Annotated in this window: 33 protein-coding genes and 1 tRNA gene; 17 read left to right on the forward strand and 17 right to left on the reverse strand. The window is 66.9% G+C overall.

Annotated elements, in window-relative coordinates; translation table 11 throughout:
- Window positions 1-131 precede the first annotated feature (131 nt).
- A complete protein-coding gene (locus AAHM44_RS20845; protein WP_137864493.1) occupies window positions 132-428 on the reverse strand; it encodes a sel1 repeat family protein in 297 nt (98 codons plus the stop codon).
- Window positions 429-531: 103 nt separating this feature from the next.
- Window positions 532-1377, reverse strand: a complete 846-nt coding sequence (panC, locus tag AAHM44_RS20850) for a pantoate--beta-alanine ligase (RefSeq protein WP_342251188.1) — start codon at window positions 1375-1377, stop codon at window positions 532-534.
- Window positions 1378-1415: 38 nt separating this feature from the next.
- Between panC and AAHM44_RS20855 the strand changes: the two genes are divergently transcribed.
- From AAHM44_RS20855 to AAHM44_RS20870, 4 genes are all read left to right on the forward strand, one after another.
- Window positions 1416-2252, forward strand: coding sequence for a division plane positioning ATPase MipZ (locus AAHM44_RS20855; RefSeq protein WP_184161338.1), 837 nt, complete (start codon window positions 1416-1418; stop codon window positions 2250-2252).
- Window positions 2252-2512, forward strand: coding sequence for a J domain-containing protein (locus tag AAHM44_RS20860; protein ID WP_342251189.1), 261 nt, complete (start codon window positions 2252-2254; stop codon window positions 2510-2512). Before AAHM44_RS20855 ends, AAHM44_RS20860 begins: the two co-directional genes overlap by 1 nt.
- A gap of 105 nt (window positions 2513-2617) precedes the next feature.
- A complete protein-coding gene (pgmG, locus tag AAHM44_RS20865; protein ID WP_269573877.1) occupies window positions 2618-4006 on the forward strand; it encodes a phosphoglucomutase/phosphomannomutase PgmG in 1389 nt (462 codons plus the stop codon).
- Between the two features lie 81 nt (window positions 4007-4087).
- Window positions 4088-4852 (forward strand): exonuclease domain-containing protein, encoded by a 765-nt coding sequence (locus AAHM44_RS20870; RefSeq protein WP_342251190.1) that lies wholly within the window; start codon window positions 4088-4090, stop codon window positions 4850-4852.
- 121 nt (window positions 4853-4973) lie between these two features.
- Here the strand turns inward: AAHM44_RS20870 and AAHM44_RS20875 are convergent, their stop codons facing one another.
- The 10 genes from AAHM44_RS20875 to AAHM44_RS20920 all read right to left on the reverse strand — a co-directional run bounded on the left by AAHM44_RS20875 (window position 4974) and on the right by AAHM44_RS20920 (window position 11806).
- Window positions 4974-5453 (reverse strand): DUF1440 domain-containing protein, encoded by a 480-nt coding sequence (locus tag AAHM44_RS20875; RefSeq protein WP_342251191.1) that lies wholly within the window; start codon window positions 5451-5453, stop codon window positions 4974-4976.
- Window positions 5454-5525: 72 nt separating this feature from the next.
- Window positions 5526-6443 (reverse strand): TraB/GumN family protein, encoded by a 918-nt coding sequence (locus AAHM44_RS20880; RefSeq protein ID WP_342251192.1) that lies wholly within the window; start codon window positions 6441-6443, stop codon window positions 5526-5528.
- A 26-nt stretch (window positions 6444-6469) separates the two neighbouring features.
- Window positions 6470-6877, reverse strand: a complete 408-nt coding sequence (locus tag AAHM44_RS20885; protein WP_269573874.1) for a hypothetical protein — start codon at window positions 6875-6877, stop codon at window positions 6470-6472.
- Window positions 6870-7076, reverse strand: a complete 207-nt coding sequence (locus AAHM44_RS20890) for a helix-turn-helix transcriptional regulator (protein ID WP_184161352.1) — start codon at window positions 7074-7076, stop codon at window positions 6870-6872. The genes AAHM44_RS20885 and AAHM44_RS20890 overlap by 8 nt, the downstream gene beginning before the upstream one ends.
- 88 nt (window positions 7077-7164) lie before the next feature.
- A complete protein-coding gene (locus AAHM44_RS20895) occupies window positions 7165-8391 on the reverse strand; it encodes an NAD(P)/FAD-dependent oxidoreductase (protein ID WP_342251193.1) in 1227 nt (408 codons plus the stop codon).
- On the reverse strand, window positions 8388-9221 hold the full coding sequence (gene fghA, locus AAHM44_RS20900) for an S-formylglutathione hydrolase (RefSeq protein ID WP_269573872.1): 834 nt from the start codon (window positions 9219-9221) through the stop codon (window positions 8388-8390). Before fghA ends, AAHM44_RS20895 begins: the two co-directional genes overlap by 4 nt.
- Window positions 9221-9577, reverse strand: coding sequence for a cupin domain-containing protein (locus AAHM44_RS20905; protein WP_269573871.1), 357 nt, complete (start codon window positions 9575-9577; stop codon window positions 9221-9223). Before AAHM44_RS20905 ends, fghA begins: the two co-directional genes overlap by 1 nt.
- Complete coding sequence (locus AAHM44_RS20910) at window positions 9574-9972, reverse strand: VOC family protein (RefSeq protein ID WP_269573870.1); 399 nt, start codon at window positions 9970-9972, stop codon at window positions 9574-9576. Before AAHM44_RS20910 ends, AAHM44_RS20905 begins: the two co-directional genes overlap by 4 nt.
- Before the next feature lie 16 nt (window positions 9973-9988).
- Window positions 9989-11101 (reverse strand): S-(hydroxymethyl)glutathione dehydrogenase/class III alcohol dehydrogenase, encoded by a 1113-nt coding sequence (locus AAHM44_RS20915; protein ID WP_269573869.1) that lies wholly within the window; start codon window positions 11099-11101, stop codon window positions 9989-9991.
- 57 nt (window positions 11102-11158) lie between these two features.
- On the reverse strand, window positions 11159-11806 hold the full coding sequence (locus tag AAHM44_RS20920) for a hypothetical protein (RefSeq protein WP_342251194.1): 648 nt from the start codon (window positions 11804-11806) through the stop codon (window positions 11159-11161).
- A gap of 100 nt (window positions 11807-11906) precedes the next feature.
- Here AAHM44_RS20920 and AAHM44_RS20925 point away from each other — a divergent pair, with 100 nt between their 5' ends.
- From AAHM44_RS20925 to arsC, 7 genes are all read left to right on the forward strand, one after another.
- Entirely contained in the window at window positions 11907-13031 is a 1125-nt protein-coding gene (locus AAHM44_RS20925) for an 8-amino-7-oxononanoate synthase (protein ID WP_269573867.1), read from the forward strand.
- Window positions 13022-13648: a dethiobiotin synthase gene (gene bioD / locus AAHM44_RS20930; RefSeq protein WP_342251195.1), complete on the forward strand. Its 627-nt coding sequence runs from the start codon at window positions 13022-13024 to the stop codon at window positions 13646-13648. Before AAHM44_RS20925 ends, bioD begins: the two co-directional genes overlap by 10 nt.
- Window positions 13645-14919 (forward strand): adenosylmethionine--8-amino-7-oxononanoate transaminase, encoded by a 1275-nt coding sequence (locus AAHM44_RS20935; protein WP_342251196.1) that lies wholly within the window; start codon window positions 13645-13647, stop codon window positions 14917-14919. Before bioD ends, AAHM44_RS20935 begins: the two co-directional genes overlap by 4 nt.
- Before the next feature lie 65 nt (window positions 14920-14984).
- Window positions 14985-15395 carry an ArsI/CadI family heavy metal resistance metalloenzyme gene (locus AAHM44_RS20940; RefSeq protein ID WP_269573864.1) on the forward strand — a complete coding sequence of 137 codons (411 nt, stop codon included), beginning with the start codon at window positions 14985-14987 and terminating at the stop codon, window positions 15393-15395.
- Entirely contained in the window at window positions 15395-15736 is a 342-nt protein-coding gene (locus AAHM44_RS20945; protein ID WP_342251197.1) for an ArsR/SmtB family transcription factor, read from the forward strand. Before AAHM44_RS20940 ends, AAHM44_RS20945 begins: the two co-directional genes overlap by 1 nt.
- A complete protein-coding gene (locus AAHM44_RS20950) occupies window positions 15733-16398 on the forward strand; it encodes an MIP/aquaporin family protein (protein ID WP_342251198.1) in 666 nt (221 codons plus the stop codon). Before AAHM44_RS20945 ends, AAHM44_RS20950 begins: the two co-directional genes overlap by 4 nt.
- Complete coding sequence (arsC, locus tag AAHM44_RS20955) at window positions 16395-16805, forward strand: arsenate reductase (glutaredoxin) (protein WP_269573861.1); 411 nt, start codon at window positions 16395-16397, stop codon at window positions 16803-16805. The genes AAHM44_RS20950 and arsC overlap by 4 nt, the downstream gene beginning before the upstream one ends.
- Before the next feature lie 51 nt (window positions 16806-16856).
- On the opposite strand, the gene AAHM44_RS20960 is transcribed toward arsC, so the two are convergent.
- Window positions 16857-16931: transfer RNA gene (locus tag AAHM44_RS20960), tRNA-Thr, on the reverse strand.
- Between the two features lie 104 nt (window positions 16932-17035).
- On the opposite strand from AAHM44_RS20960, the gene AAHM44_RS20965 reads away from it, so the two are divergent.
- Entirely contained in the window at window positions 17036-17191 is a 156-nt protein-coding gene (locus tag AAHM44_RS20965; protein WP_342251199.1) for a hypothetical protein, read from the forward strand.
- A gap of 82 nt (window positions 17192-17273) precedes the next feature.
- Here the strand turns inward: AAHM44_RS20965 and AAHM44_RS20970 are convergent, their stop codons facing one another.
- Window positions 17274-19070, reverse strand: coding sequence for an aminopeptidase P family protein (locus tag AAHM44_RS20970; RefSeq protein WP_342251200.1), 1797 nt, complete (start codon window positions 19068-19070; stop codon window positions 17274-17276).
- Between the two features lie 83 nt (window positions 19071-19153).
- On the opposite strand from AAHM44_RS20970, the gene AAHM44_RS20975 reads away from it, so the two are divergent.
- Window positions 19154-20218 (forward strand): DSD1 family PLP-dependent enzyme, encoded by a 1065-nt coding sequence (locus tag AAHM44_RS20975; RefSeq protein WP_342251201.1) that lies wholly within the window; start codon window positions 19154-19156, stop codon window positions 20216-20218.
- Between the two features lie 17 nt (window positions 20219-20235).
- Here the strand turns inward: AAHM44_RS20975 and AAHM44_RS20980 are convergent, their stop codons facing one another.
- Window positions 20236-20550 (reverse strand): hypothetical protein, encoded by a 315-nt coding sequence (locus tag AAHM44_RS20980; RefSeq protein ID WP_184161401.1) that lies wholly within the window; start codon window positions 20548-20550, stop codon window positions 20236-20238.
- A 98-nt stretch (window positions 20551-20648) separates the two neighbouring features.
- Between AAHM44_RS20980 and AAHM44_RS20985 the strand changes: the two genes are divergently transcribed.
- Window positions 20649-21413 (forward strand): energy transducer TonB, encoded by a 765-nt coding sequence (locus AAHM44_RS20985; protein WP_342251202.1) that lies wholly within the window; start codon window positions 20649-20651, stop codon window positions 21411-21413.
- Here AAHM44_RS20985 and AAHM44_RS20990 read toward each other — a convergent pair.
- Window positions 21410-22309: a LysR family transcriptional regulator gene (locus tag AAHM44_RS20990; protein WP_342251203.1), complete on the reverse strand. Its 900-nt coding sequence runs from the start codon at window positions 22307-22309 to the stop codon at window positions 21410-21412. The genes AAHM44_RS20985 and AAHM44_RS20990 overlap by 4 nt on opposite strands.
- A 97-nt stretch (window positions 22310-22406) precedes the next feature.
- Here AAHM44_RS20990 and AAHM44_RS20995 point away from each other — a divergent pair, with 97 nt between their 5' ends.
- Both AAHM44_RS20995 and AAHM44_RS21000 read left to right on the forward strand, forming a co-directional pair.
- Window positions 22407-23570, forward strand: coding sequence for an MFS transporter (locus AAHM44_RS20995; protein WP_184161409.1), 1164 nt, complete (start codon window positions 22407-22409; stop codon window positions 23568-23570).
- A gap of 27 nt (window positions 23571-23597) precedes the next feature.
- Complete coding sequence (locus AAHM44_RS21000; RefSeq protein ID WP_342251204.1) at window positions 23598-25670, forward strand: S9 family peptidase; 2073 nt, start codon at window positions 23598-23600, stop codon at window positions 25668-25670.
- A 172-nt stretch (window positions 25671-25842) separates the two neighbouring features.
- On the opposite strand, the gene AAHM44_RS21005 is transcribed toward AAHM44_RS21000, so the two are convergent.
- Window positions 25843-26055: a hypothetical protein gene (locus AAHM44_RS21005; RefSeq protein WP_184161415.1), complete on the reverse strand. Its 213-nt coding sequence runs from the start codon at window positions 26053-26055 to the stop codon at window positions 25843-25845.
- A 123-nt stretch (window positions 26056-26178) separates the two neighbouring features.
- Here AAHM44_RS21005 and AAHM44_RS21010 point away from each other — a divergent pair, with 123 nt between their 5' ends.
- Window positions 26179-26661: a c-type cytochrome gene (locus AAHM44_RS21010; RefSeq protein ID WP_184161418.1), complete on the forward strand. Its 483-nt coding sequence runs from the start codon at window positions 26179-26181 to the stop codon at window positions 26659-26661.
- The last annotated feature ends 96 nt before the right edge of the window (window positions 26662-26757 follow it).

Raw genomic sequence — 26757 nt, forward strand, 5'->3', positions numbered from 1 at the left:
GTTTGAGGGTGTGGGGACACGGAGCTGATCCCGGGCTATGGCCGGGGCCCAGGGCCACAGGCCGATCGAAAGAGAAAACCTGGGCCCCGGCTTTCGCCGGGGAGCCGCAGGTTGTCGTGTGCCGACTTAAATCAGGCCGCGCGCACCTCGAAGCCGCGGAGCCAGGCGCGGGCGGCCTTCTGCGCTTCGATGATCTCGCGGGCCGTCATGTCCTCGGCGATCTCCGCGCGGCATTCCTGCGCGCGGCTGTCACCGGTGACGGCTGCGATGTTGAACCATTTATGGGCCTCGATCAGATCGACGCCGACGCCGTCGGCGCCGCTCGAATAGACCATACCCAGATCATAACACGCGTTGGCATCGCCGCGGGCCGCGTCGCGCAGCCGGCTCTCGATAAGGAAACGCGCACTCTTCAGGCTGCTGCCCATGTCGCTTACCCCTGTTCCACACCCATTCGTGGTGGCTTGGGGTTTGGCAGCCAAATCCGAAACAAATGGTTAACAGCGTTAACCGTAATTGTTCAGGTCCGTACTATTCGGGTAGCGCGATATTGTCGATGAGCCGAGTGCTGCCGATCCGGGCCGCCGCGAGCAGGCGCAGCGGACGCCCCGCCTCATAGGCGCCGACCGTCTCCAGGGTCCCCGCATCGGCGAGCGCGACATAGTCGACATCGAAGCCGGCGGCGGCGAGCGTGTCGCGTGCCTGGGCCAGCGCCGCCTCGACCTCGCCGCCATCGACGATGGTCTTGGCAGCGGCACCGAGCGCGCGCGGCAGGGCAACCGCCTTGGCGCGATCCTCGGGCATCAGGAAGGCATTGCGCGACGACAGCGCCAGGCCGTCGTCGTCACGCTGGGTGACGACCGACTGGATCTCGATCGGCAGGTTGAGGTCGGCGGTCATGCGGCGGATCACCGCGAGCTGCTGCCAGTCCTTCTCGCCGAACAGCGCGACATCGGGCTGGACCTGGTTGAACAGCTTGGAGACCACCGTGGCGACGCCGTCGAAATGGCCGGGGCGGTGCGCACCCTCCAGCACTTCGCTGACGCCCGAGACCGAGACATTGGTGGCGAAGCCCTCGGGATAGACGACCTCGACCGGCGGCATCCACAGCACGTCGACGCCGGCATTGGTGAGCATGCGCGAGTCCGCGGCTTCCTTGCGCGGGTATTTCGCCAGGTCCTCGTTCGGGCCGAACTGCTTCGGATTGACGAAGATCGAGACGATCACGCGGTGCGCGGTGCGCTTGGCCGCCTCGACCAGCGCCATATGCCCGTCATGCAGCGCGCCCATGGTGGGCACGAGGGCGATGCGCTCGCCGGCCTGGCGATAGGCGGAGACCGCTTCGCGAAGGGCTTCGAGCTGACGGACTGTTTGCACGCGTTAACACTTTCGATAAGACGGAAGCGCGGCCTTCTATGGGGGGCAGGCCGATCGATCAATACAAGGATGTTGAGACGTTGAGCGAAGGGTCGAAGCGGCTGCACGTTCTGGTGTTCGCAAATGAGAAGGGCGGCACCGGAAAGTCCACCACGGCGGTGCACACCGCAATCGCGCTTGCGTCCAAGGGCGCGCGCGTCGCCTGTTTCGATCTGGACCATCGCCAGCGGACCATGGGCCGCTATCTCGATAATCGCGGGGCGACGGCCAAGCGGATGGGCAAGCCCCTGCCGATGCCGGTCTACGATACGCATGACGGCGAGAGCATGGCCTATTTCTCCGAGGCGCTCGACAAGCTCGGCGAGAATGCCGACTTCCTGGTGATCGACACGCCGGGCCGCGACGACAAGTTCGCGCGCATCGCCGTCACCAACGCCGACACGCTGGTCACGCCGATGAACGACAGCTTCGTCGATTTCGACCTGATCGGCCAGGTCGACCCCGACACGTTCAAGGTGGTCCGCCCGAGCTTCTATTCCGAGCTGATCTGGGAATCGCGCAAGCGACGCGCCAAGGCCGACGGCGAGACGATCGACTGGGTCGTCCTCAGGAACCGCATGCAGCATATCGAGGCGCGCAACATGAAGCGCGTGTCGGAGGCAATCGACCAGCTTTCCAAGCGCGTCGGCTTCCGGGTGATCTCGGGCCTGTCCGAGCGCGTGATCTATCGCGAGCTGTTCCCCCAGGGGCTGACCATGCTCGACAGCCGCGACTTCGGGGAGATGGGCCTGGCGCATGTCGCCGCGCGGCAGGAGCTGCGCGAGATGATGGCCGGCCTCGCGCTGCCCGAAGTCACCATGCCGCTGTTCGCCTGATGATCTTCAAGCTCCTTATCGCCGCGGCGATCCTCTACGCGCTTTACTCGCTCGTGCTGAAGCCGCGCTCCAAGGGCCCGCGCATGCCCGAGGACGAGGCACGCGCGATCCTGGGCGTGGGCGCGGATGCCGACGAGGACGCGATCCGCTCGGCGCATCGCCGGCTGGTCAGCGCGGTGCACCCGGACAAGGGCGGCTCGGCCGAGCTGACCCGCCGGATCAACTCGGCCCGTGACACGCTGCTGCGGCGCCAGGGCTGAGCTTTCGCCGGGACGAAGGCTTTGGAAGTCCACTTGTTGCACTGCCGCATTGAACTTTCCCGCATCCTCGCGGATTAGGCGGGCAGCATTTCCCCGGGAGGCATCATGACGCACCGTTTCGACCCCACTTCGCTGCGCGAGTACGACATTCGCGGGATCGTGGGAGAGACCCTCGGCCCCGACGACGCGCGCGCGATCGGCCGCGGCTTCGCGACGCTGCTGCGCCGCGCGGGCGGCACCCGCGTCGCGGTGGGCCGCGACGGCCGGCTTTCCTCCCCCGCCCTGGAAGCGGCGCTGATCGAGGGCCTGACCGCCTCGGGCTGCTCGGTGGTGCGCACCGGCATGGGGCCGACCCCGATGCTATATTATGCCGAAGCCACGCTGGAAGTGGATGGCGGCATCCAGATAACCGGCAGCCACAATCCCGGCCATTACAATGGCTTCAAGATGGTGTTTCAGCATTCGAGCTTCTTCGGCGAGAAGATCCAGCTGCTCGGCAAGATGGCGGCGGAAGGCGATTGGGACGAGGGCGACGGCACCGAGACGGTGACCGATGCCGATGTCGAGGACCTCTATGTCAGCCGGCTGATCGCGGGCTATGCCGGCGGCGCCTATCGCGTCGGATGGGATACGGGCAATGGCGCCGCCGGCCCGGTGATCGAGAAACTGGTGAAGCTGCTGCCCGGTGAGCACCACACGTTGTTCACCGATGTGGATGGTCACTTCCCCAATCATCATCCCGATCCCACCGAGGAGAAGAACCTCGCCGATCTGAAGAAGCTCGTCGCCGAGAAGCAGCTCGATTTCGGACTGGCTTTCGACGGCGATGGCGACCGGCTGGGCGCGATCGACGGGCAAGGCCGTGTGATCTGGGGCGATCAGCTTCTGTCCATTCTGGCTGAACCTGTGCTCCGCGTGGAGCCGGGCGCGACGATCATCGCCGACGTGAAGGCCAGCCAGATGCTGTTCGACCGAGTCGCGGAGCTCGGCGGCAAGCCGCTGATGTGGAAGACCGGGCACAGCCTGGTGAAGACCAAGATGAAGGAAACCCATGCGCCGCTCGCCGGCGAGATGAGCGGCCACATCTTCTTCGCCCAGGACTATTACGGCTTCGACGACGCCCAGTACGCCGCGATCCGGCTGATCCAGGCGGTGCATGTGATCGGCAAGTCGCTGACCCAGCTCAAGGACGAGATGCCGAAGCTGGTCAACACGCCCGAGATGCGCTTCCAGGTCGATGAGAGCCGCAAGTTCGCGGTGGTCGACGAAGTGCTCGACCGGCTCGAGGCCGAGGGTGCCGACGTCAACCGCACCGACGGCGCCCGGGTGAACACCGCCGATGGCTGGTGGCTGCTGCGCGCCTCGAACACCCAGGACGTGCTCGTCGCCCGCGCAGAAGCCAAGGACCAGGCCGGGCTCGACCGCTTGCTCGCCCAGATCGACGACCAGCTCGGCAAGAGCGGCGTCGTGCGCGGCGAGACCGTGGGGCACTGATCCTTCGAAAGCCCCTCCCCATCGGGAGGGGCTTATCGTTTTGACTCGCAATTCGGCGCGCCTGCCCCCACATGCGCCCTCATGGCGTCATCCTACCCGCCCATCATCCGCGTCATCGATCTCGAGACCACCGGCGACAAGCCGCCCGCGCACGCCGTGATCGAGATCGGCTGGCAGGACGTCGCACTGGGCAAGGACGGGCGCTGGGAGCTGTACGGCGAGGGCGGCAACCGGATGGTCAATCCGGGCCGGCCGATCCCGCCGCTGACCATGGCGATCCACCATATCCGCGACGAGGACGTCGCCGACGCGCCGTGGTGGCACGACGTCGCCCGGCCTATCCTCGATCCCTGGCCGCGCCGCCTCGCCCTTGCGGCACATCGCGCGACCTTCGAGGAGCAGTTCTGCACCCCCGCGCTCACCCGCGGCGCCGACTGGATCTGCACCTGGAAGTGCGCGATGCGCCTCTGGCCCGACAGCGGCGGCTTCTCGAACCAGTTCCTGCGCTACTGGCGCAATCCCGAGGGGCTGGAGCATGAGCGCGGCCTGCCCGCGCACCGCGCCTTTCCCGACGCCTATGTGACCGCGCACCATCTGCGCGACATGCTCAACCAGACGAGCGTCGAGCAGCTGATCGAATGGTCCAAGGCGCCGGGGCTGCTGCCACGCGTGCGCTACGGCCCCGATCGCGGCAAGGAATGGACCGAGATCGACGACGACTCGCTTGCCACCTTCCTGACCGACCGCGACGAGGACATACGCTTCACCGCGCAGACCGAACTGGCACGGCGGCACAGCGGCGGCCAGATCCGCCAGTCGCTGCCGGCGCAGGATACGTTGTTCTAAGCTAGCGGCTAATACTGGATGCTTCCCCGGCGAAGCCCGGGCCCCAGGGCAACAGGCGAGACAGCAGAGAAACCCTGGGCCCCGGCTTTCGCCGGGGAACTAGGTCGCTTCGAACCAGCCCCTACCGCTTGCCCGCGATCAGCCAGCGCACGCCTTCGAGCACGATGCCATAGACCAGGTGCGAAGCTGCGCCATAGGCGTGCTGGACCAGCGGCGTATCGTCCGGACCCGGCGCGAGGCCGGCGGCGGGGACCACGCCTTCATCGAGCAGCGCGCTGGTCGCGATGCCGTAGGCGCCGCCGAAGCCGGCGCTCGCCTCGGGCTTGTATTCGGTGATCACGCCGTAGATGCCGCCCAGCACCGCGCCGGTGATGTAGTGGACCGCCAGGCCCGCCTGCTCGCGATATTGCTCGGGCACCGGAGCATCGAGGATCGCCTCGCTCGCCTTGTCGGCGGCCTTCACCGTGGCGGGGTCCTCGTCCTTTCCATCCTCCGGCAGCAGCTTCTCCGCCTGATGCTGGAAAGCAGCCATCGCCGCCGAAGCGACGAGGCCGGCTGCGACGCCGGCGAGCAGGCCGAGGAAAGGACGGGGCTTTGCCATGACGAACTCCGGGCAGGGATGCGCTTCGCACTCCCCTGCCCGGCCCATGGCGTCACATCAATATAGGGGCAATCAATATTGGATGCGCTCGGCCTTGAGATTGTGCTTGGCGAGATAGGCCTGGACGCTGTCCGGCCCCGCGAGATGCCCGGCGCCAACTGCGATGAACACGGTGCCCGGCTTGGCCATGCGCGCGCTGATCCAGTCGGCCCAGCGGGCGTTGCGATCGCTGAGCAGGACCTTGCCGACCTCCGGCGTCTTGCGCATTTCCTCGTTCATCGTTGCGCCGAGCGCATCGGGATTGCCGGCGCTCCACTGTGCGACCATCTTGTCGAGCAGCGGACCGACATTGTCGAATTCCTTGACCGTGTTGGCCAGAAACTTGACCTGGGTGTCCTGGGGCAGCGTATCGAAGAAGCCGATCTGTTGCTCGAAGGTCTCGAGGCCGATCAGTTCCTTGTTGGCGGTCTTGGCAGCGGCGGTAAGTGTCATCTCGACACCGCTATTGGGATCATAACCAAGCTTGGGAAGCGAAGCCGTGGAGAGCGTCATCGCGGCGAACCACGGCTCGAAGCGATCCAGCGCAGTGGCGGGCATACCGAGGCTGGTGAGAGCGGCGGCATAGGGTGCGCGGCTTGCCTCGGGCAGCTTGACGGTGAGTGCAGGATCGCCAGCCGGCGCCATTGCCTTGCTCAGAACAGCGGCCTGCGCCGCCGCCGGCTCTGGCATGATCATCTCAAGCGCGATCGTATCGCTCTTGTCGAATGCCGCCTTCACGGCTTCGTCGAACCAGCTCAGGCCCGGCTTAAGGACATGGACGGTGCCGAACAGATAGATGGTGGTATCGGCATCCTTGACTACCCAGAGCGCCGGATCGGCATCCTTGGTGGCGGCAGCGGCCGGGGCAGGCGCGGTCTGGGCATAAGCGGCCGCGGGAAGCGCGAGCAGCGCCATGGGAGCCGCAAAACTCTTGAGCAGCTTCTTCATCATCTCGAATACTCCAATTGTACGGCCCGTCAGGGCCGGAGCCTCTTCCAGAAATAGACGGCAGCCACGACGGCCATGGTGCCGATGAAAAGGAGCTGGTGATCGGGTTCGGGGACGAGCCCGCCCTTCCAGAGAAAATACCAGCCCGGATACAGCATTGTGTAGAAATAGATGCCGGCGGTGCAGCCGATCAGGTTGTCGCGGAGATCGACTTCATCGGTCTGGCGCAGGAACAGCCAGCTGCCGAGCGGCAGGCAGATCGCATAGAGCAGCGTGACACCCACTGCCCAGCTTGCCGACAGGCTGCGTGCGTCATTGTCTCCGAGATAGGCAAGCGTCGCGCCCACCCCGGCACCCATCAGCCCGAAGACAAGGCTGACGGCCCAGTAGCGGCGTGCGCGCAACCGCTCGGCGCGTTCCCCCGGACCTTCAGTCATCCCCCGACTCGTCATCGAAAAATATCTCCTCGATGGGCATGGCGAACAGGCGTGCGACCTTGAAGGCAAGCGGCAACGATGGATCGTGCTTGCCCGTCTCGATCGCGTTCACCGCCTGTCGCGACACGCCAAGCCGACCGCCAAGCTCCGCCTGGCTCCAGTCGCGTTCGGCGCGCAGCACTTTCAGGCGATTTCGCATCCTGTTGCTGTCCCCATATCCTGACTTTCTGTCAGGCAAACCTTACATAGCGAGTCGAATGACGTTGTCAACAAGACCTGACATTTTGTCAGGATATGCTGGCGGCGAGTTCCTTGAGCGGAACGCTGGTGTCGGCGAGCGCGGCGGAATCGAGGGCAAGCCCCTCCACCACCAGCTTGCGGCCCTGGACATAGTCCTTGACCGCATTGACGCAGTCGAGCGCGATCACCCGGCCATCACGGAGGTAGATCAGCGAGAAGCCGCGCGTGGCGGGATCGCCGCGCACCACGATCGAATCATGCCCGGCCGAGATGCCGACGGTCTGGAGCTTGAGGTCGTACTGGTTCGACCAGAACCAGGGGACGGCGTCATAGCCCGCCTCGACTCCGCAGATCGTCTTGGCGGCAACAGTCGCCTGGTCATTGGCGTTCTGTACCGACTCGAGCCGGATCGCGCTGTCCGCGGCATAGCGGTTCACATGCAGCGCGCAGTCGCCGATCGCGAAAATGTCGGCCAGGCTGGTGCGCGACTGGTCATCGACCAGCACGCCGTTGCCGCCTGCTGCGCCGGCGGCGAGCAAGGGCTCAACCGCTGGGACGATGCCGATGCCGATAATCGCCATGTCGGCCGGGATGACCTCGCCGCCCGCCAAGCGGACGCCGCTGACCTTGGCGTCACCCTCGATCGCGTCGACCTGGACACCGAGGCGGATATCGACGCCATGCGCGCGGTGCTCGGCCTCGAAGAAGCGCGACAGCGGTTCGCCGGCAACGCGGGCGAGGACGCGGTCCTGCGCTTCGAGCACGGTCACCTGCTTGCCGAGCTTGGCGAGCACGGCGGCCGCCTCCAGCCCGATATAGCCGCCACCGACCACGGCGACGCGGGTGACGCCGTCCAGCTCGGCCATCATCTGATCGACATCGGCGCGGGTGCGTACGGTGTGGATGCCGGCCAGGTCATGGCCATCGCAGGACAGTCGGCGCGGCTTGCCGCCGGCCGCCCAGACCAGTTGGCCATATTCGATCGTCTCGCCGTTCGCGGTGACATTGTGCGCGACGGGATCGACCGCGGTGACGGTGCGGTTCGGCAGCATCGTCACCTGGCGCTCTTCCCAGAAGGCGGCGTTGCGGATCAGCAGCCGCTCGAACGCCTTCTCGCCCGACAGATATTCCTTGGAGAGCGGCGGGCGCTCATAAGGCAGTTCGGGCTCGTCGCCGAGCAGCGCGATGCTACCCTCGAACTTGTTCTGGCGGAGCGCTATCGCGGCCTGGGCGCCGCCATGGCCGGCACCGACGATCAGGACGTCGAACTTCATGCCTTCAGCCTCTCGGCGTGCCAGGCGACATGATCGCCGAGGAAGGTGGAGACGAAATAATAGCTATGGTCATAGCCCGGCTGGAGCCGCTGGGTGAGCGCGATGCCGGCATCACGGCAGGCGGCCTCGAGCAGCTCTGGCTTGAGCTGGACCTCCAGGAACTGGTCGGCGGTGCCGGTATCGACGAGCAGCTCGGGAACGCGCGCGCCATCCTCGATCAGCGCGACGGCGTCATGCTGGCGCCATGCCGGACGATCGGCGCCGAGATAACCGGCAAGCGCCTTTTCGCCCCAGGGCACCTGGCTCGGCGCCACGATCGGCGAGAAGGCCGAGACCGAGCGGAAGCGCGCCGGATTGCGCAGCGCGATGGTCAGCGCGCCATGGCCGCCCATCGAATGGCCGGTGATGCCCTGGCGATCCATGTCCGCCGGGAATTCGGCTTCGATCAGCGCGGGCAGTTCCTGCTCGATGTACGACCGCATCTGGAAGTGCGTCGCCCAGGGCGCCTCGGTCGCATCGACATAGAAGCCGGCGCCCTGGCCGAAATCATAGGCCTCGTCATTGGGCACGCCCTCGCCGCGCGGGCTCGTGTCGGGCGCGACCAGGATCACGCCGTGCTCGGCACAGGCAGCGCGATACTCGCCCTTTTCGGTGACATTGGCGTGGGTGCAGGTGAGGCCCGAGAGGAACCACAGCACCGGCAACCTGGCACCCGGCGCGGACTCGGGGACGAAGACCGAGAAGGTCATGTCGGTGCCGGTGGCGGCGGAGGCATGGCGGTACACCCCTTGGGTGCCGCCATGCGAGCGGTTGGCGGAAAGCTGTTCCATCAAAGCGCCTCGACCTGGGTAGCGGTGGCGGTGTCGCCGGTATTGGGGGTGCCCGTCGGCTCGATCACGATCATCTTCACTTCGCCGTGACGCGCGACCGGGCGATGCTCGACCCCGCTCGGCACGACGAAGAGCTCGCCGGGATTGAGCGTGACGGTGCGGTCACGCAGCTCGATGTCGAGCACGCCCTCGAGCACCAGGAAGAAGTCGTCGGTCTCGGGATGGCTGTGCCACACGAATTCGCCGTCCACCTTCACGATGCGCACGTCATTGTCGTTGTAGCGCGCGACGATGCGCGGCGCCCAATGCTCGGTGAAGGTGGCGAACTTCGCCTCGAGATTGACGACGTCGCTCACGCCGGAACGCGCCACATGGCGCAGAGCTTGTTGCCGTCGGGGTCGCGCAGATAGGCGAGGTACATCGAGCCGAGCGATCCACCCTCGCGCACGCCGGGCGGATCCTCGATCGCGGTGCCGCCGTGCGCGAGGCCGGCGGCATGGAACGCCGCCGCCTGCTCGGCCGAAGCGCATTTGAAGCCGATCGTTGCGCCGTTTGCGCAGGTCGCCGGCTCGCCGTCGATCGGCTCGCTGACGCAGAAACTGCCGCCGTCATGCCGGTAGAACAACCGGGTCTGGCCGGTGGCGTTGACGTGCCGGAACGGCTCGCCGACGCCGAGCGTGCCGAGCAGCGCATCGTAGAACGCCTTGGACCGCTCTATATCGTTGCTGCCGACCATCACATGGCTGAACATGTCCCGCTCCCTTCGCTTAGAAGACCACCACGCTGCGGATGCTCTCGCCCGCATGCATCAGGTCGAAGCCCTTGTTGATGTCCTCTAGGCCCATGACGTGGGTGATCATCGGGTCGATCTCGATCTTGCCCGTCATGTACATGTCAACGATCTTGGGCACGTCGGTGCGGCCCTTGGCGCCGCCGAACGCGGTGCCGCGCCAGTTGCGGCCCGTCACCAGCTGGAACGGGCGGGTGCTGATTTCCTTGCCCGCCTCGGCCACGCCGATGATGATGCTGGTGCCCCAGCCGCGATGGCAGGCTTCCAGCGCGATACGCATCACTTCGGTGTTGCCGGTGGCGTCGAAAGTATAGTCGGCGCCGCCATCGGTCATCGCGACGATCATGGCGACTACATCCTCGCGGCTCATGCCCTTGGAGTTGAGGAAATCGGTCATGCCGAAGCGGCGGCCCCATTCCTCGCGATCGGGGTTGATGTCGACGCCGATGATCTTGTTCGCACCAGCGAGCCGCGCGCCCTGGATCACGTTCAGGCCGATGCCGCCCAGGCCGAAGACCACGACATTGTCGCCGACCTGGACCTTGGCGGTGTTGATCACCGCGCCGACGCCGGTCGTTACGCCGCAGCCGATATAGCAGCTGCTCTGGAAGGGCGCGTCCTCGCGGATCTTCGCCACGGCGATCTCGGGCAGCACGGTGAAGTTCGAGAAGGTAGAGCAGCCCATATAATGGTAGATCGGCTGGCCCTTGTACGAGAAGCGCGTGGTGCCGTCCGGCATCAGGCCCTTGCCCTGGGTGGCGCGGATCGCGGTGCACAGGTTGGTCTTGCCCGAGAGGCACGACTTACACTGGCGGCATTCCGGCGTGTAGAGCGGGATCACATGGTCGCCCGGCTTCACGCTGGTGACGCCCGCGCCGACTTCGCGGACCACACCGGCGCCTTCATGGCCCAGCACCGAGGGGAAGATGCCTTCCGAGTCGAAGCCGTCCAGCGTGTAGGCGTCGGTATGGCAGATGCCGGTCGCCATGATCTCGACCAGCACTTCGCCGGCCTTGGGGCCTTCGAGGTCGAGCTCGACGATTTCGAGGGGCTTCTTCGCTTCGAAGGCGACGGCGGCGCGGGTCTTCATGGGGCTTACTCCTTGCTTGGCGGCGTGATCGGGGAAACGCCGCGCGGTTGCAAGGCGTCAGCGCAGGGTTCTGTCCTCCGGGCGATAGAGCGTGAGGAAGACGCCGGCCCACCAGAGAATGCCGGCGAACGCCGCGAATTCGAGGAAGGGGCGCGAAAAGCCGGAGATGATGGCAAGGCCCGCGAAGAGCAGCCCGGCAAGCTGTACCCAGGCAGGCAGGCTGCGCGCGGCGCGCGCCTCGCGCACGGTGAGCGTCGCCCAGAGCGCTACACCGGCATGGCCGAGCAGGGTGAGCGCGGCGACCAGATCGCCGCGGGGCGATACGCGACCCTGGCCGAGCAGGGCAGCCGCCTCGATCGAGAAATGCGCGGTGACGACAAGGCAAAAGACGCCGGCGATCCCGGCGAGCAACGCCGCATCGCGCCCGATCGTGCGCGGGCCGATCGGCCCCGCCAGGGTGAGCATCGCCAGCAGCAGCGCACCGGCCAGCACGCAGCGCACGATCTCCACAGCGAGGAGCAATCCCCAATAGTCACGGGCAGGTTCGAGGTTGCCGCGTGCGATCGCCGAGAAGGGCTGCGCCCCACCCGCGAGATCATGCGCGACATCGCCGAGGACGATCAGCGCGACCGTCAGCAACAGGCAGAACAGCGCGGCGACCGTTCCGAAGGGCCGACCACTCGCGCCGATGAAGGAGCGCTGCATAATATCTTTCCCATGTGTATTAATTACATAATACACCAATATCCTGCAGGGACAAGCCGGACATTGGCCGATCGCCCCGGTTGCGCCTATGGGGCCCGGAATGGCGTTCTTCGAAGACCAGCGACGCGACCTTTCCGAACTGGCGGCGCGCAGCCGCGCCCGGCAGCTTGCCGTGCGGGCCGGGCGGGATTTCTCCTCCAACGACTATCTCGGCCTGGCCGCCGATCCCGCACTTACGGATGCGGTGCGCGCGGCGATGGATGCCGGCGTGCCGATCGGATCTGGCGGATCGCGGCTGCTGCGCGGCAACCATGCGGCGCACGAGCAGCTTGAAGCGGACGCCGCCGCCTTCTTCGGGGCGGAGAGCGCGCTCTATTTCTCGACCGGCTATGCGGCCAATGCGGCCCTGCTCTCCACGCTGCCCCAGCGCGGCGACCTGATCCTGCACGACGCGCTGATCCATGCCAGCGCGCATGAAGGCATGCGGCTGAGCCGGGCCGAGGCACGCAGCGCGGCGCATAACGACGTCGGCGACTTCGAAGACGCGATCCTGGACTGGCGGCACGACGGTGGCACCGGCCGCGTATGGATCACCGTCGAGAGCCTTTATTCGATGGACGGCGACCAGGCGCCACTCGCCGATCTCACCGCGCTTGCCGACCGGCATGGCGCCATCCTGGTGGTCGACGAAGCGCACGCGACCGGCGTGTTCGGGGACCGGGGGCGCGGGCTGGCCGCCGGGCTGGCCGGGCGCGAGAACCTGATCACGCTGCACACCTGCGGCAAGGCTCTGGGCTGTGAGGGGGCGCTGCTCTGCGGGCCCCAAATAGTGCGCGATTTCCTGGTCAATCGCGGACGGGCCTTCATCTTCTCGACCGCGCCCTCCCCGCTGATGGCGGCGGCGGTGAGTGCAGCCCTGAAGCTGATCGCCGAACCGGCGCGCCGGGATCGGCTGCATGCGCTGGTCGCACGCGCCGAAGCACTGCTCGCGCCGGCGGGCGTGCAGGCAACGGGATCGCAGATCCTGCCGCTGGTGATCGGCGAGGATGCACGGACCATGGCGATGGCGGCGGAGCTGCAGCGCCTGGGCTTCGATGTGCGCGGCATCAGGCCGCCGACTGTCCCAGCGGGCACGTCCCGCCTGCGCATTTCCTTGACGCTCAATGTCGACGAGAACGATATCGCCGCGCTCGCCCGGGCACTTGGAGAACTCACTTGCGAATAGTCGTCACCGGTACCGATACCGATATCGGCAAGACCATCTTCGCCGCTGGCCTGGCCGGGGCGCTGGGCGCGAGCTACTGGAAGCCGATCCAGAGCGGGCTCGACGGCGGCAGCGACGGCGAGCGGATCGCCGCACTGACCGCAGCGGTGGTGCTTCCTGAAGCCTATCGCCTGACCACGCCCTGCTCGCCGCATCTCGCCGCCGAGATCGATGGCGTAGTGATCGATCCGGACAAGCTGACCCCGCCACCACGCGATCCCCTGGTCGTCGATCCGCTGGTGATCGAGGGCGCAGGCGGCGTGTTGGTGCCGGTGACGCGCGAGCTGCTCTATGCGGACCTGTTCGCGCGCTGGCAGCTGCCGACCGTGCTGGTCGCGCGGACCAGCCTGGGGACGATCAACCACAGCCTGCTGTCGATCGAGGCGCTGCGGTCGCGCGGCGTGCCGATCCTGGGCGTGGCCTTTGTCGGCGAGGCGAACGAAGACAGCGAGGCGACGATCGCGGCGATCGGCAAGGTCCGCCGGCTTGGCCGCCTGCCGATCCTCGATCCGCTCGACGCAGCCACCCTCAAGGCCGCCTTTGCCGAGGCATTCGACCTTTCGGACTTCACTGCATGACGTCGCCCATCTGGCACCCCTTCACCCAGCACGGGCTGGGCGAGCCGATCCCGCAGGTGGTGCGCACCGAAGGCGCGGCGCTGCACACGGCGGACGGCGGCCGCTACGTCGATGCGATCTCGTCCTGGTGGGTGACGACGCATGGGCATTGCCATCCACGCATCATGGCGGCGATCGCCGAAGAAGCGGGGCGGATGGACCAGATCATCTTCGCCGGCTGGACCCACGAGCCCGCCGAAACGCTGGCCGCCGAGCTGGTGCGGATCACGCCCGAGCCGCTGCAGCATGTGTTCTATTCGGACAGCGGCTCGACCAGCGTCGAAGTCGCGCTGAAGATGGCGCTCGGCTTCTGGGACAATCGCGGCGAGCCCCGCCACCGCATCGTCGTGATGGAGCATGGCTATCACGGCGACACGATCGGCGGCATGTCGGTCGGCGCGCGCGGCGTGTTCAACCGTCCCTATCAGCCCTTGCTGTTCGACGTGGAGACCATCCCCTTTCCCGAGCCGGGCCAGAGCCAGGCCGTGCTCGACGCGCTCGAAGCACAGTGCCGCGAGAAGCCGGCCGCGCTGCTGGTCGAGCCGCTGGTGCTTGGCGCAGGCGGCATGAAATTCTATTCGGCCAGCCTGCTCGCCGAGATGCGCAAGATCTGCGCGGCGCATGACGTCCTCTTCATCGCCGACGAGGTGATGACCGGTTGGGGGCGCACCGGCACGCTGCTCGCTTGCGAGCGGGCGGGTGTGGTGCCCGACATCCTCTGCCTGTCCAAGGGGCTGACCGGCGGCGCGATCCCGCTGGCAGTGACGATGGCAACGGCACCGATCTTCGAAGCGCACCTGTCCGACGATCGCGCGCGGATGTTCTTCCACTCGTCGAGCTACACCGCCAATCCGATCGCCTGCGCCGCCGCCAACGCCAATCTGGCGATCTGGCGCGAGGAGCCGGTGCTCGACCGCATCGCCGATCTCGGCGACCGCCAGCAGGACCGGCTCGACCGGCTCGCCACCCACGCGCTGATCCGCAATCCGCGCCGACTGGGTACGATCGTCGCCGCCGAGATCGGGGGCAGCGAATCGACCTATCTCAATTCGGTCGGCACCCGGCTAAAGGCGTTCGCGATGGAGCGCGGCGTGTTGCTGCGGCCGCTGGGCAACACCGTCTATGTGATGCCGCCCTATTGCATTGAGGATGCCGATCTCGATGCGGTCTATGGCACGATCACGGAATTCCTGGAGCGCGAACCGCGAATGGGAGACCTGTTCGCCTTCTGATGCGGCTCTTGTCGAATCGATATTTCTGGAATAGTCGAAATATCGAACCATTGGAGACCGCAGCCATGAAGCGCCTGCACCTGCACATCAGCGTTCCCGACCTCGATCAGGCAATTGCCTTTTACGGCACCCTGTTCGATGCGCCGCCCACGGTGGTGAAGGCCGACTATGCCAAGTGGATGCTCGAGGATCCGCGGGTCAACCTCGCGATCTCGGCGCGCAGCCGCGCCACCGGCGTCGATCATGTGGGCATCCAGGTCGATAGCGCCGATGCGCTGGGCGAGCTCGCGGGACGGCTGAAAGCGGCCGGCGCCACGACCTTCGACCAGGAAGCGACCACCTGCTGCTACGCGAAATCCGACAAGTCCTGGGTGACGGACACGGCCGGGGTGCGCTGGGAGACGTTCTTCACCCATGGCGATGCGACCGCCTATGGCGAGGATGAGATGATCCCGACCGCCAGGGCGTGTTGCTGATGCAGTTGCCCGTCGCCGTTGAGGCACTGTCCGCCCTCGCCCATGCCAATCGGCTCGCCGTATTCCGCCTGCTGGTGCGGGCGGGTGCGGATGGCATGGCCGCGGGCGACATCGCGCGCGAGATCGGCGCACTTCCCAATACGCTTTCGACGCATCTGACGATCCTGAGCAATGCCGGGCTGATCGGATCGCGCCGGGACGGCCGATCGGTGATCTATTCCGCCGATTATGATGGCATGCGGCAGCTTCTTGGCTTCCTGGTTGCCGACTGCTGCGCGGGGCGTCCGGAGATATGCGGCACGCTGGGCGATCTCGCCGCGAGCACCGATTGCTGCACATGAAGCTGCGCCGTCGCCTGCTTGCCGAGGGCATGGGCACGGCCATGCTGCTCGCGATCGTCATCGGCTCCGGCATCATGGGCGAGCGGCTCGCGGGCGGGAACCAGGCCGTGGCGCTGCTCGGGAACACCCTTGCAACCGGTGCCGGGCTGATTGTTCTCATCCATATTTTCGGCCCCATATCGGGCGCTCATTTCAATCCGGTCGTCACCCTGGCGGCTCTGCTGTTGCGCGAGACCAGCGCGGGCCTCGCGATGCTCTACGTCGTTGCCCAGCTCGCGGGCGCGATCCTCGGCGCATGGGCGGCCCATGCGATGTTCGCCGAGCCGATCCTGCAGCTGTCCGGAAAGGCGCGTGACGGCTTTCCCCAGGGCCTTTCCGAATGCATCGCCACCTTCGGCCTGATCGGCACGATATTGGCGACCCGGCGCACCCGGCCGGATTTCACGCCAATGGCCGTCGGGCTCTACATCGTCTCCGCCTATTGGTTCACCGCGTCGACCTCCTTCGCGAATCCAGCCGTGACGATCGCCCGCAGCCTGTCCGACACCTTTGCCGGCATCGCCCCGCATTCGGTGCCGTTGTTCATCGCGGCGCAGCTTGCCGGCGCGCTCGCGGCGATGGCGACATTCCCATGGCTTTACGAAGAGGAGTGCGTGCGATGACCGGCAGTTTCCCGATCACCATCTATCACAACCCCGATTGCGGTACCTCGCGCAACGCGCTCGCGATGATCGAGGCGGCGGGATATGCGCCGCAGGTCGTCGAATATCGCACCGCCGGCTGGGAACGCGCGCAACTGCTCGGCCTGCTGGCGGCGATGGGCGCGACGCCACGCGACGTGCTGCGCGAGAAGGGCACGCCGGCCGCCGAGCTGGGGCTGCTCGATCCCGCGACTTCGGAAGAGACCCTCCTTGAGGCGATGGTCGCCCATCCGATTCTCGTGAACCGGCCGATCGTGGCAACGCCGAAGGGCACCAGACTGTGCCGACCTTCCGAAGTGGTGCTGGAGCTGCTCGACCGCGCGCCGGCGGAATTCGTCAAGGAAGACGGCGAGATCGTCCGCCGCTGACCGGCTCTCCCCCCAAGGGGGTGGGATCTTCCATTTCGATTTTCGGGAAAATGGTGCTGCCGGTGAGGATTGAACTCACGACCTCAGCCTTACCAAGGATGCGCTCTACCACTGAGCTACGGCAGCACTCGCCCGAACGATCCGGCAGCGCCGGGTCCCAAGCGGGAGGCGCCTATGTGCTTGGGTGCGGGCGATTGTCAACCTGCTAATGGCCGGTTTATCGCAGGAAAATGAGCAATGCGGAAAAACAGGCCCGTTTAGCGGAGGCGCTGCGGGCCAATCTGCGCAGGCGCAAGGCGCAGGCGCGCGAGCAGGCCGCTACCAGCGACCTGCCCGGCGATCCGGCCACCCCTCAGAGCGAGCCGAACCAGAGCGACAAGCCCTGAGCCGTATCATAGGCGTTGCGCATAATGGCGTGCGGCCCGACGAGATACATCGCCATCGTGACCGCACCTGCCAGGAACCACATCACCCGATGGGCGCGCACTTCGCTTCCAACCATACCAACTCGTCCCCGCCCAGCTGCGGGCCCAAAATCCGCAGCACTTCAGCATGATAACTATCAAGCCAGCTGCGTTCCTGCTCGGTTAGCAAAGATGGTTTAATCAGCGTTCGCTCTATCGGCGCGAACGTCAGCGTCTCAAACCCCAGCATTTGTTGTTCCGCACCCGAAATCAACTGCTTGGTGACCAGCACCAGGTTCTCGATCCGGATGCCGAATTCCTGCGCTTTATAGTAACCGGGCTCGTTCGACAGGAACATGCCCTCGCGCAGCGGCTCAAGGCTCTGGCCACCCGGATAATAGGGCTGGGCGATGCGCTGCGGCCCCTCATGGACCGAGAGGTACGAGCCGACGCCGTGGCCGGTGCCGTGCCCGTAATCGAGCCCGACTTCCCACAACGGGCGGCGTGCGAAGCTGTCGAGCTGGGCGCCAGTGGTGCCGTCGGGGAAGATCGCGGTGGCGATGGCGATATGGCCCTTGAGCACGCGGGTGAAGCGGTCCTTCATCTCGTCGCTCGCCTCGCCCACCGGCATCACGCGCGTCACATCGGTGGTGCCGTCGGCATATTGCCCGCCCGAATCGACGAGATAGAGCTGGCCGAGCTCGATCGGCAGGCTCGATTCGTCGGTGACCTTGTAGTGCGGGATCGCCCCGTTCGGGCCGGTGGCGGAGATGGTGTCGAAGCTCAGGTCCTTGAGCACGCCGGTCTGCTCGCGGAACCACTGGAGCTTGTCGGCAGCCGACATTTCGGTGAGGCCACCCTGCGGTGCGGTTTCCTCGAACCATTTCAGGAAGCGGCTGAGCGCGGCGCCGTCGCGAGCCTGGGCTGCCTTCTGCCCGGCGATCTCGGCCGGGTTCTTGATCGCCTTGGCAAGGATCACCGGGTCGCGCAGCGCCAGCACCTTGGCACCGCCGGCGTCGAGGGCATCGAACACCGCGGCGACGGCGCTGCCCGGATCGGCGGCGACACGCTTGCCAGCAAAGCCCTGGAGCGCTGGGGCGAAGGCGGTGCGGTCATGGATTCGAATCGCGTTGCCGAGATGCTGGCGGACTTCGTCGGTCACCTTTTCCGGCGCGACGAAGAAATCGGCGGTGCCGTCGGCGTTGACGATCGCATAGGCGAGCGCGACCGGCGTGTGGCTCACGTCCGTACCACGGATGTTGAATGCCCAGGCGATCGAATCGAGTGCGGAGAGCACGACGGCATCCGCCTTCCGCTCGGCCAGCCAGTCGGCGATCTCGGCGCGCTTGGCGGGAGAAGACTTGCCGGCGAGGTCGTCGGACTGGACAGCGAGCGTCGCATCCGACGGAGCGGGCTTGTCCGGCCACACCGCATCGATCGGATTGGTGTTGACCGCGACCAGCTCGGCGCCCTTCTCGGCCAGCGCCCTGCGAGCTTCCTCGACCCAGGCGCGCGTGTGCAGCCAGGGATCATAGCCGATGCGGCCGCCATCGGGCGCATGGGCACCGAGCCAGGACGAAACACTGGTGGCCGGCACGCCGACATATTCCCAGTGATCGGCCGAGACCTGCTGGCGGACCTGGATCGTGTAGCGCCCGTCGGTGAAGATCGCCGCTTCCTCCGGCAGCACCACCGCGGTGCCGGCCGACCCCTGGAAGCCGGTCAGCCAGGCAAGGCGCTGGGCATAGGCTCCGACATATTCGGACATATGCTCATCGGTGAGCGGCACGACGAAGCCGTCGAGACGGTCGCGCTTCAGCTGCTCGCGAAGAGCCTTGAGGCGATCGGCATAGCTGGACATGGGATATACTCTATTGCTGGACTCTATGGGGCTGCTTTGCGCCGATATTCGGCAAAAGTCACATCCTGCGCTAGTCGAAGGCGATGAGCGATTTCCCCCTGCCCCGCGCCGACCTGGCCACCCCCGCCCTGCTGCTCGACGTGGCGGCGATGGACCGCAACATCGCGGCGATGGCCGAATTCGCCCGCGCGAGGGGCCTCGCGCTCCGGCCGCATGCCAAGACGCACAAGAGCAGCGAGATCGCGAAGCGGCAGATCGCCGCGGGCGCGGTCGGCATCTGCTGCGCCAAGCTGGGCGAGGCCGAAGCGCTGGCGGCCGAGGGCGTGGGCGACATCCACCTGACCTCGCCCGTGGTGACCAGGGACGGGATCGCGCGCCTGACGGCACTGGCGGGGAAGATCAGGCTGTCGGTGGTGGCGGATCATCCGGACGCGGTGCGAGCGCTTGCCGGATGCGGAGCGACGCTGTTCGTGGATGTCGATCCAGGCAAGCATCGCACCGGCGTGACGTCCCCCGAAGCGGCGGTGATGCTGGCGGCCGCCATCGTCGAGTCCGGGCTCGCGCTCGGTGGGGTGCAATATTATTGTGGCTCCGAGCAGCACATCGCGGTCTTTGCCGATCGCCAAGCGGCGATTGTCGAGAAGACCGACTATCTGCGCACCGTGCTGGCGGCGCTGACAGCAGCGGGTTTCGATATCCCAATAGTGACTGGTGCCGGCACCGGCACCTTCCCGATCGATGCTGAACTGGGGGTGCTGACCGAGCTGCAGGTGGGCAGCTACATCTTCCTCGACCGCGAATATCGCGATTGCGAACTGGCGGGGCCGAGCTTCGAACAGGCGCTATGGGTGGATTCCACCGTGGTCAGCGCGAACACGCCCGGCATGGTGACGATCGATGCGGGATTGAAGTCTTTCGCCACCGATGCCGGGGTGCCCGTGCCCTTGTCAGGCTCCGCGCGCTACGCCTTCATGGGCGACGAGCAGGGAGCACTGTTCGGGGAAGCACTGCCGGGCCTGGCGGAACGCGTTACGCTCGTTCCGCCGCACTGCGACCCGACGGTGAATCTCTATGACCGCTATTGGCTGGTGGCGGGCGAGACGGTCACCGGCGCGTGGCCGGTGACCGCCAGGGGCCGTTCCACCTAGGCTTGGCCGATCGGGCCCTAGCGGCGGACGTAATAGCAGCGATGCTTGGCGCTGATCGTGCGATCGATCGCGCGGCCGCCAAAGGCGCCGCCGACACCGCCGACCGCCGCACCGAGCAGGCCGTGGCCGATGATCGCGGGGCCGGCGAGCACGCCGACCGCGGCACCACCGATCAGACCGGCATGGCCCGGGGAGCGGCGGCACTTCTTGTAATAGGTCCGGCTCTTCGAGCTCTTGCCCTTGTAGTGACTCTGGGCCTGCGCCGCCTCGATCGGCATTGCGACGGGCATGGCCAGCGCGAGAGCGGCAGTGGCCGCAATGAGCTTACGCATGATTTCCATCCCTTCCTTGATTCGATGCAGCAACAACTTGCCTGGGTGCCGCGCGGTTGCATGAACTGAAAACAACAAGGTGTTCATGGGATCGTTCGATGGATGCGGCGCATTGGACGGGCATGACAGGCGGCGGAATCCCGACTCCACGCGAGCGGCTGGGCAGCGCAGCGGGCGCGCTCGCTTTCGTGGCACTGCTGCTGTGGCTGCTGGTCAGCGGGCTGGGCGTGCGCCTGCATATCGTGCCGAACCCATCCATGCAGCTGGTCGACTTCACCCTGCCGCCACCGCCGCCGCCGGAACCCGAAAAGCCCCCCGCCCCCAAGCCCCATGCACCCAAGGAGGAAGGCAAGGCCTCCCCGCCCAACAAGACCTCCCGCGCCACCGAGGTGGCGACGCCGGTGAAGACGCCCCTCCCCCAGCCGATTCCCGCCGCGACGATCCCGGCGCAGGGCAGCGATGCGAGTTCGGGTAATGCGCCGATCGCCGGCCCGGGCACGGGATCGGGCGGGATCGGCGATGGCACCGGCAGCGGCGGGCGCGGCGATGGCGCGGGCGGTGGCGGCGGCACCGTGCTGCGGCTGCTCGAGGGCGACATCACCGGACGCGACTATCCCAAGGCGGCAGCACGTGCGGGCGCGCAAGGCACTGTCGGCCTGCGTTTCACCGTGGGGGTCAATGGCCGGGTGACCGACTGCGAGGTGACGCGATCCAGCGGCAATGCGGATCTCGACGCGACCACGTGCCGGCTGATCCAGAAGCGCTTCCGCTATGCGCCAAGCCGCGATGCCAGCGGGCGGCCCTATGCCGATATAGTCACCGGCGAGCAGGTCTGGGAGCTGTACGACCGGCCCGATCGCTAGCGTCCAAGCTTCTCCACCAGGAAATCGACAAACGCCCGCACCCGGGCCGGCCGGGTGGCGCCGCCGACATAGACCGCGTGGATGTCCTCGCGGTCGCCCGGGTTGAACGGCTCCAGCAGGGAGACAAGCCGCCCGGCGGCGATATCCTGCACCACGCTGAAGGTGCCGACCCTGGCGATGCCGACCGCCGCCAGCGCCAGCTCGGCAAGCGTCTCGCCATTGTTCGCCTCGATATTGCCGCCCACGGGCAGCGCATAGTCGCGCCCGTCGCGGCGAAACGGCCAGACCGGCTCGGCGCGACGGAAGTTGAAGTTGAGGCAATTATGCTCGTGGAGGTCCTCGGGAAGCTGCGGCGTGCCCATCCGCGCGAGATAGGCCGGGGCGGCGACGATAGAGCGCCCGGTCTCACCGATCTTGCGGGCAGTGAGCGCGCTGTCCGCCAGCGGGCCGAAGCGGATCGCGACATCGGCCCGGCCGCCGGCGACATCCTCCAGCGTGTCGCTCAGGCTGATATCGACGAGAATCCCGGGATGGCGCGTCACGAATTCGCCGAGCAGCGGCACGATCACCAGCCTGCCATGGGCCAGCGCCGCGCTTACCCGGAGACGCCCGCGCGGCGAAGCCTGGTCGGCGAGCTCCTCCTCCACCTCGGCGATATCGGCAAGGATGCGCTGGGCGGCATGGAGATAGGCATCGCCCTCCGGTGTGAGCGCCAGCCGGCGGGTGGTGCGGGTGATCAGCCGCACGCCCAGCCGCGCCTCGATCCGCCCGAGCGCACGGCTGACCGCCGAAGGGGTCAGGTCGAGCCGGCGCGCGGCAGCGGAGAGGCTCCCTTCGCGGACGGCGGTGACGAAGATCTCCATTTCGCCCGAGCGATCGGTCATGGCGCGCGTCATTCATGAATCCAATGCACAGATGTTTCGCCTTTCAGGCGCCTACCGGAAGCATGAGCGCCAGTCCATTTGTGTTGCCGCACAAATCGGAGCTGCATCCATGAGTCCCCGCCTCGCGCTCACTGCGCTTTCCATCGGTGCCTTCGGCATCGGCGTCACCGAATTCACCCCCATGGGCCTGCTGCCCGTGATCGCAGGCGACCTGGGTGTGTCGATCCCCACCGCCGGCCTGCTGGTCAGCGCCTATGCGATCGGCGTGCTGATCGGCGCGCCGCTGATGACGCTGACCACCGGGCGGGTGCCCCGCCGGACGCTGCTGATCGCGCTGACCGCGATCTTCACGCTGGGCAATCTGATGGCCGCCTTCTCCGACAGCTACGCGATGCTGCTGGCTGCCCGGATCGTCACCTCCCTCAATCACGGCGCCTTTTTCGGCGTCGGATCGGTGGTCGCCGCCGGCCTGGTGGCGCCCGAGAAGCGCGCGGGTGCCATCGCGACCATGTTCATGGGCCTGACGATCGCGACGATCGGTGGCGTACCGCTCGCCACCTGGGCGGGCGAGGCGATCGGCTGGCGTGCGGTATTCGGCGCGATCGCGGCGATCGGCGTGGTGACGATGATCGCGCTGCGCCTGTTCGTCCCCGCCCTCCCGGCCGAGAAGGACGCCGACATGATGGCCGAGCTTCGCGTGCTCGGCCGCGGCCCGGTGCTCTTCGCGCTCGCGCTCACCATGGTCGGGTTCAGCGCGATGTTCACCGTGTTCACCTATATCGCACCGATCCTGCGCGAGGCGGCGCATGCCTCGACCTTCTGGGTCACGGTGGCACTGGTGATCTTCGGCATCGGCCTGACCGCGGGCAACTGGCTGGGCGGGCGCTATGCCGACAAGTCGGTGGAAGGCGCACTGATCACGATGACGGCGGCGCTGGCGGTGCTGCTGGTCGCCTTCGCCTTCGGCATGTTCTCGCTGCCGGTCGCGATCGTGCTGATGCCGCTCTGGGGCGCTGCCAGTTTTGCCCTGGTGCCGCCGCTGCAGATGCGGGTGATGGACGCCGCGCATGAAGCCCCCAACCTCGCCTCGGCCATGAACATCGGCGCATTCAACCTGGGCAATGCGATCGGCGCGGCGCTGGGCGGCGAAGTGATCCGCGAGGGGATGGGCTATCCGGCAGTGTCGCTCGCCGCCGCGGCGATGGCGCTGGTCAGTCTCGCGATGGTGCTCAGCCCCAAGCTGGTGCGCCGGCGCGCGGCGGCGCTGGCCTGACGACGGGGCGGGCGCTAGGAAGACGCGATGACCGATCTTCCCAAGCCGCCCGTAGCCGCTACCCGCCCGCATAGCTTCACCGCGCACGGAGTCACGATCGAGGACCCCTGGGCCTGGCTCAAGGACCCCGCCTATCCCACCGTCACCGACAAGGACGTGCTTTCCTATCTCGAGGAGGAGAACACGTTCTTCCAAGCGGTGATGGATCCCTTGAAGCCGCTCTCCGATACGCTGTTCACGGAAATGCGCGGGCGGATCAAGGAAGACGAATCGACCGTGCCGCAGAAGGACGGCGACTGGTTCTACTGGACCGATTACGAGACCGGCGGCGAATATCCGCGCTGGTGGCGCCGGCATGTGAATGGCGGCGAGGATGTGATGATCCTCGACGAACCGGCACTGGCCGCGGGCAAGGAGTATTTCCGGCTCGGCGCCTTTTCGGTGAGCCCCGACGGCAAGCTGCTTGCCTATGCCGTGGACGACAATGGCTCCGAGCGGTTCGAGGTCCGGGTGAAGGATCTGGAGAGCGGCCACCTGCTTCCCGACGTGATCCCGGGCATGCTCTCCGAGATCGTCTGGACCGCGGACTCCAAGGGCTTTCTCTACGGGCTGGCCAATGAGAACTGGCGGACCGACAATGCCCGCTGGCACGTGCTCGGCGAGCCGGTGGACAGCGATGTCGAGCTCTACAAGGAAGCGGACGAGGGCTATCGCGTCGGCGTGGGCGAGACCCAGTCGCGCAAGTATCTGCTGATCTCGACCGGCGACCATGTGACGAGCGAAGTCTATCTGCTCGACCCCGCCGACCCCTCGAAGCCAATGGTCTGCGTCTCCCCGCGCAAGCCGGGCCGCGAATATGACGTGGACGAGCATGACGGCACGCTGTTCATCCACACCAACGATATCGACCCGCAGTTCCGGCTGATGACCGCTTCGGTCGACAGCCCCGGCGAATGGATCGAGCGGATCGCACCGTCCGCCCATTTCTACATGACCGGCGTCACCTGCTTCGCCGACTATTTCATCGTCGAGGGCCGCGAGGACGGGCTCGATCAGATCGAGCTGCACCGCTACGACCCCGCCATCGCCCCGGTCCGCCTCGAATTCCCCGAGGCGAGCTATGTCGCGGGGCTGGGCGACAATCCCGAATATGCCATGGACAAGCTGCGCATCGGTTATGAGTCGATGGTCACGCCCGGCACCGTCTATGACTATAGCGTCGCCACCGGCGAGCTCGAGACGCTCAAGGTGCAGGAGATCCCGTCGGGCTATGACGGGAGCAAATACCGCACCGAGCGGCTGAAGATCACCGCCCGTGACGGCACCCAGGTTCCGGTCTCGATCGTCTACCCCAGGGACTTCCCCAGGGACGGCAGCGGCAAGCTCTATCTCTATGCCTATGGCGCCTATGGCTATGCCATCCCGCCCGGCTTCTCGACCAGCCGCATCTCGTTCCTCGACCGCGGCGTCGCCTTTGCCATCGCGCATATCCGCGGTGGTGATGACCTGGGGCAGCAATGGTATCTCGACGGCAAGCTCGAGAAGCGGACAAACACGTTCAACGATTTCGTGGATTCCGCCCGGGGCTTGATAGGGGAGGGATTCACACATCCGGGCGGGATCGCGATTGCAGGGCGGTCCGCGGGGGGTGAACTGATGGGCGCGGTGGTCAATTCCGACCCCGAGCTCTGGGCCGCCGTCGTCGCCGACGTGCCCTTTGTCGATGTGCTCAACACCATGCTCGACGAGAGCCTGCCGCTCACCCCCGGCGAATGGCCCGAATGGGGCAACCCGGTGGAGGACGCCGCGGCCTTCGCGCTGATCCGCTCGTACAGCCCCTACGACAACGTCACCGCCCAGGCCTATCCGCCGCTGTTCATCTCGGGCGGCCTCAACGACCCGCGCGTCACCTATTGGGAGCCCGCGAAATGGGCGGCGAAGCTGCGCGCCACCAAGACCGACGACAATGTGCTGGTCCTCAAGACCAACATGGGCGCCGGCCATGGCGGCAAGTCGGGCCGCTGGGAAAGCCTGAAGGAAGCCGCCGACGAAATGGCGTTCGTCCTGTGGCAGCTCGACGCCACCGAGCTGATGGGCTGAGCCCCGCCTTCCCGACGATATCAAGGAGCGGCCGGCCGCCAAGCCGGCCGCTTCAGCCAGCCAGACGAAGTCCTACATTGCAAGCGGGCGGACTCTGTCGCGAGCCGATTTCGAGAGGCTTGCCCTTCCCAACCAGCTGCGCCGAAACTGGGGCCCGGCCTTCGCCGGGGAACTAGGAAGAGCCCTCCCCCCGCGTGATCCGCGCCAGCAGCCGGGTCTCGCGGTGGCATTGGTGGCAGAAGGCGAAATCGAACGTCTCGCTGAGCACCCAGGCCTGGGAACTGGCGTCCCATTCGGCCCAGGCGTCGCGGGTGACGGCAACACCGCCGCAACGCTCGCATGCATATTCGACCCGAGGAGCATCGCCTTCTGCCACGCCCGGCACGATAGGCGATTCCCGGTCCGTTTCGGCGGCAACCCTCTCCATAATGGAGGAGGTTTGCGCGGCCGTTGCGCGGGCTTCCGGGTGGGCCTAGCCTGTGCGCCTCCGACCAAGGGAGCCCATCCAATGCGCACGTCCATGCTCGCACTCGGCGCCGCCGCCGCTTTGTTCACCAGCCTCGCCGCCACCGCCCCCGCCAGCCGCGCGCGGCCTGCCGCCGCCGATCCGAACGCGGAGGTGATCGCCGGGCGCAAGGCGGCCTTCCTGATGTCCGGCGCGCTGTTCGGCCAGATCAAGGCGGGCGTCGACCGGGGCGACGATCCCAAGACCCTGGGCTTCGCCGCGCGCGCCTTGTCGCGCTGGGCGAGCGCGCTGCCCGGCATGTTCCCCGCCGGCAGCGGCGGCGCACCGTCCGAGGCGCTGCCCGCCGTGTGGAGCGACCGGGCCGGGTTCGAGGCGAAAGCAGCGGACTATGCGGCGGCCGCGACCAAGCTCGCCGACCTGGCGCGTGCCGGCGACAAGCCGGGCTTCGCGGCGCAGTTCGCGGTGGTTGGGGGCACGTGCAAGGCGTGCCACGACACCTATCGCAAGGCCGAGGACAAGCATTGAGGGGGTAGGCCGCCCTTCCTGCTCCCGGCCCCCTAGTTCCCCCGGGGGGGGGGGGGGGGGGGGGGGGGGGGGGTGGGGGGGGGGGGGGGGCGGCGG

The organism is Sphingomonas sp. OTU376, from assembly GCF_038440415.1.
In the GTDB taxonomy this organism is placed as follows: Bacteria; Pseudomonadota; Alphaproteobacteria; order Sphingomonadales; family Sphingomonadaceae; genus Sphingomonas; species Sphingomonas kyeonggiensis_A.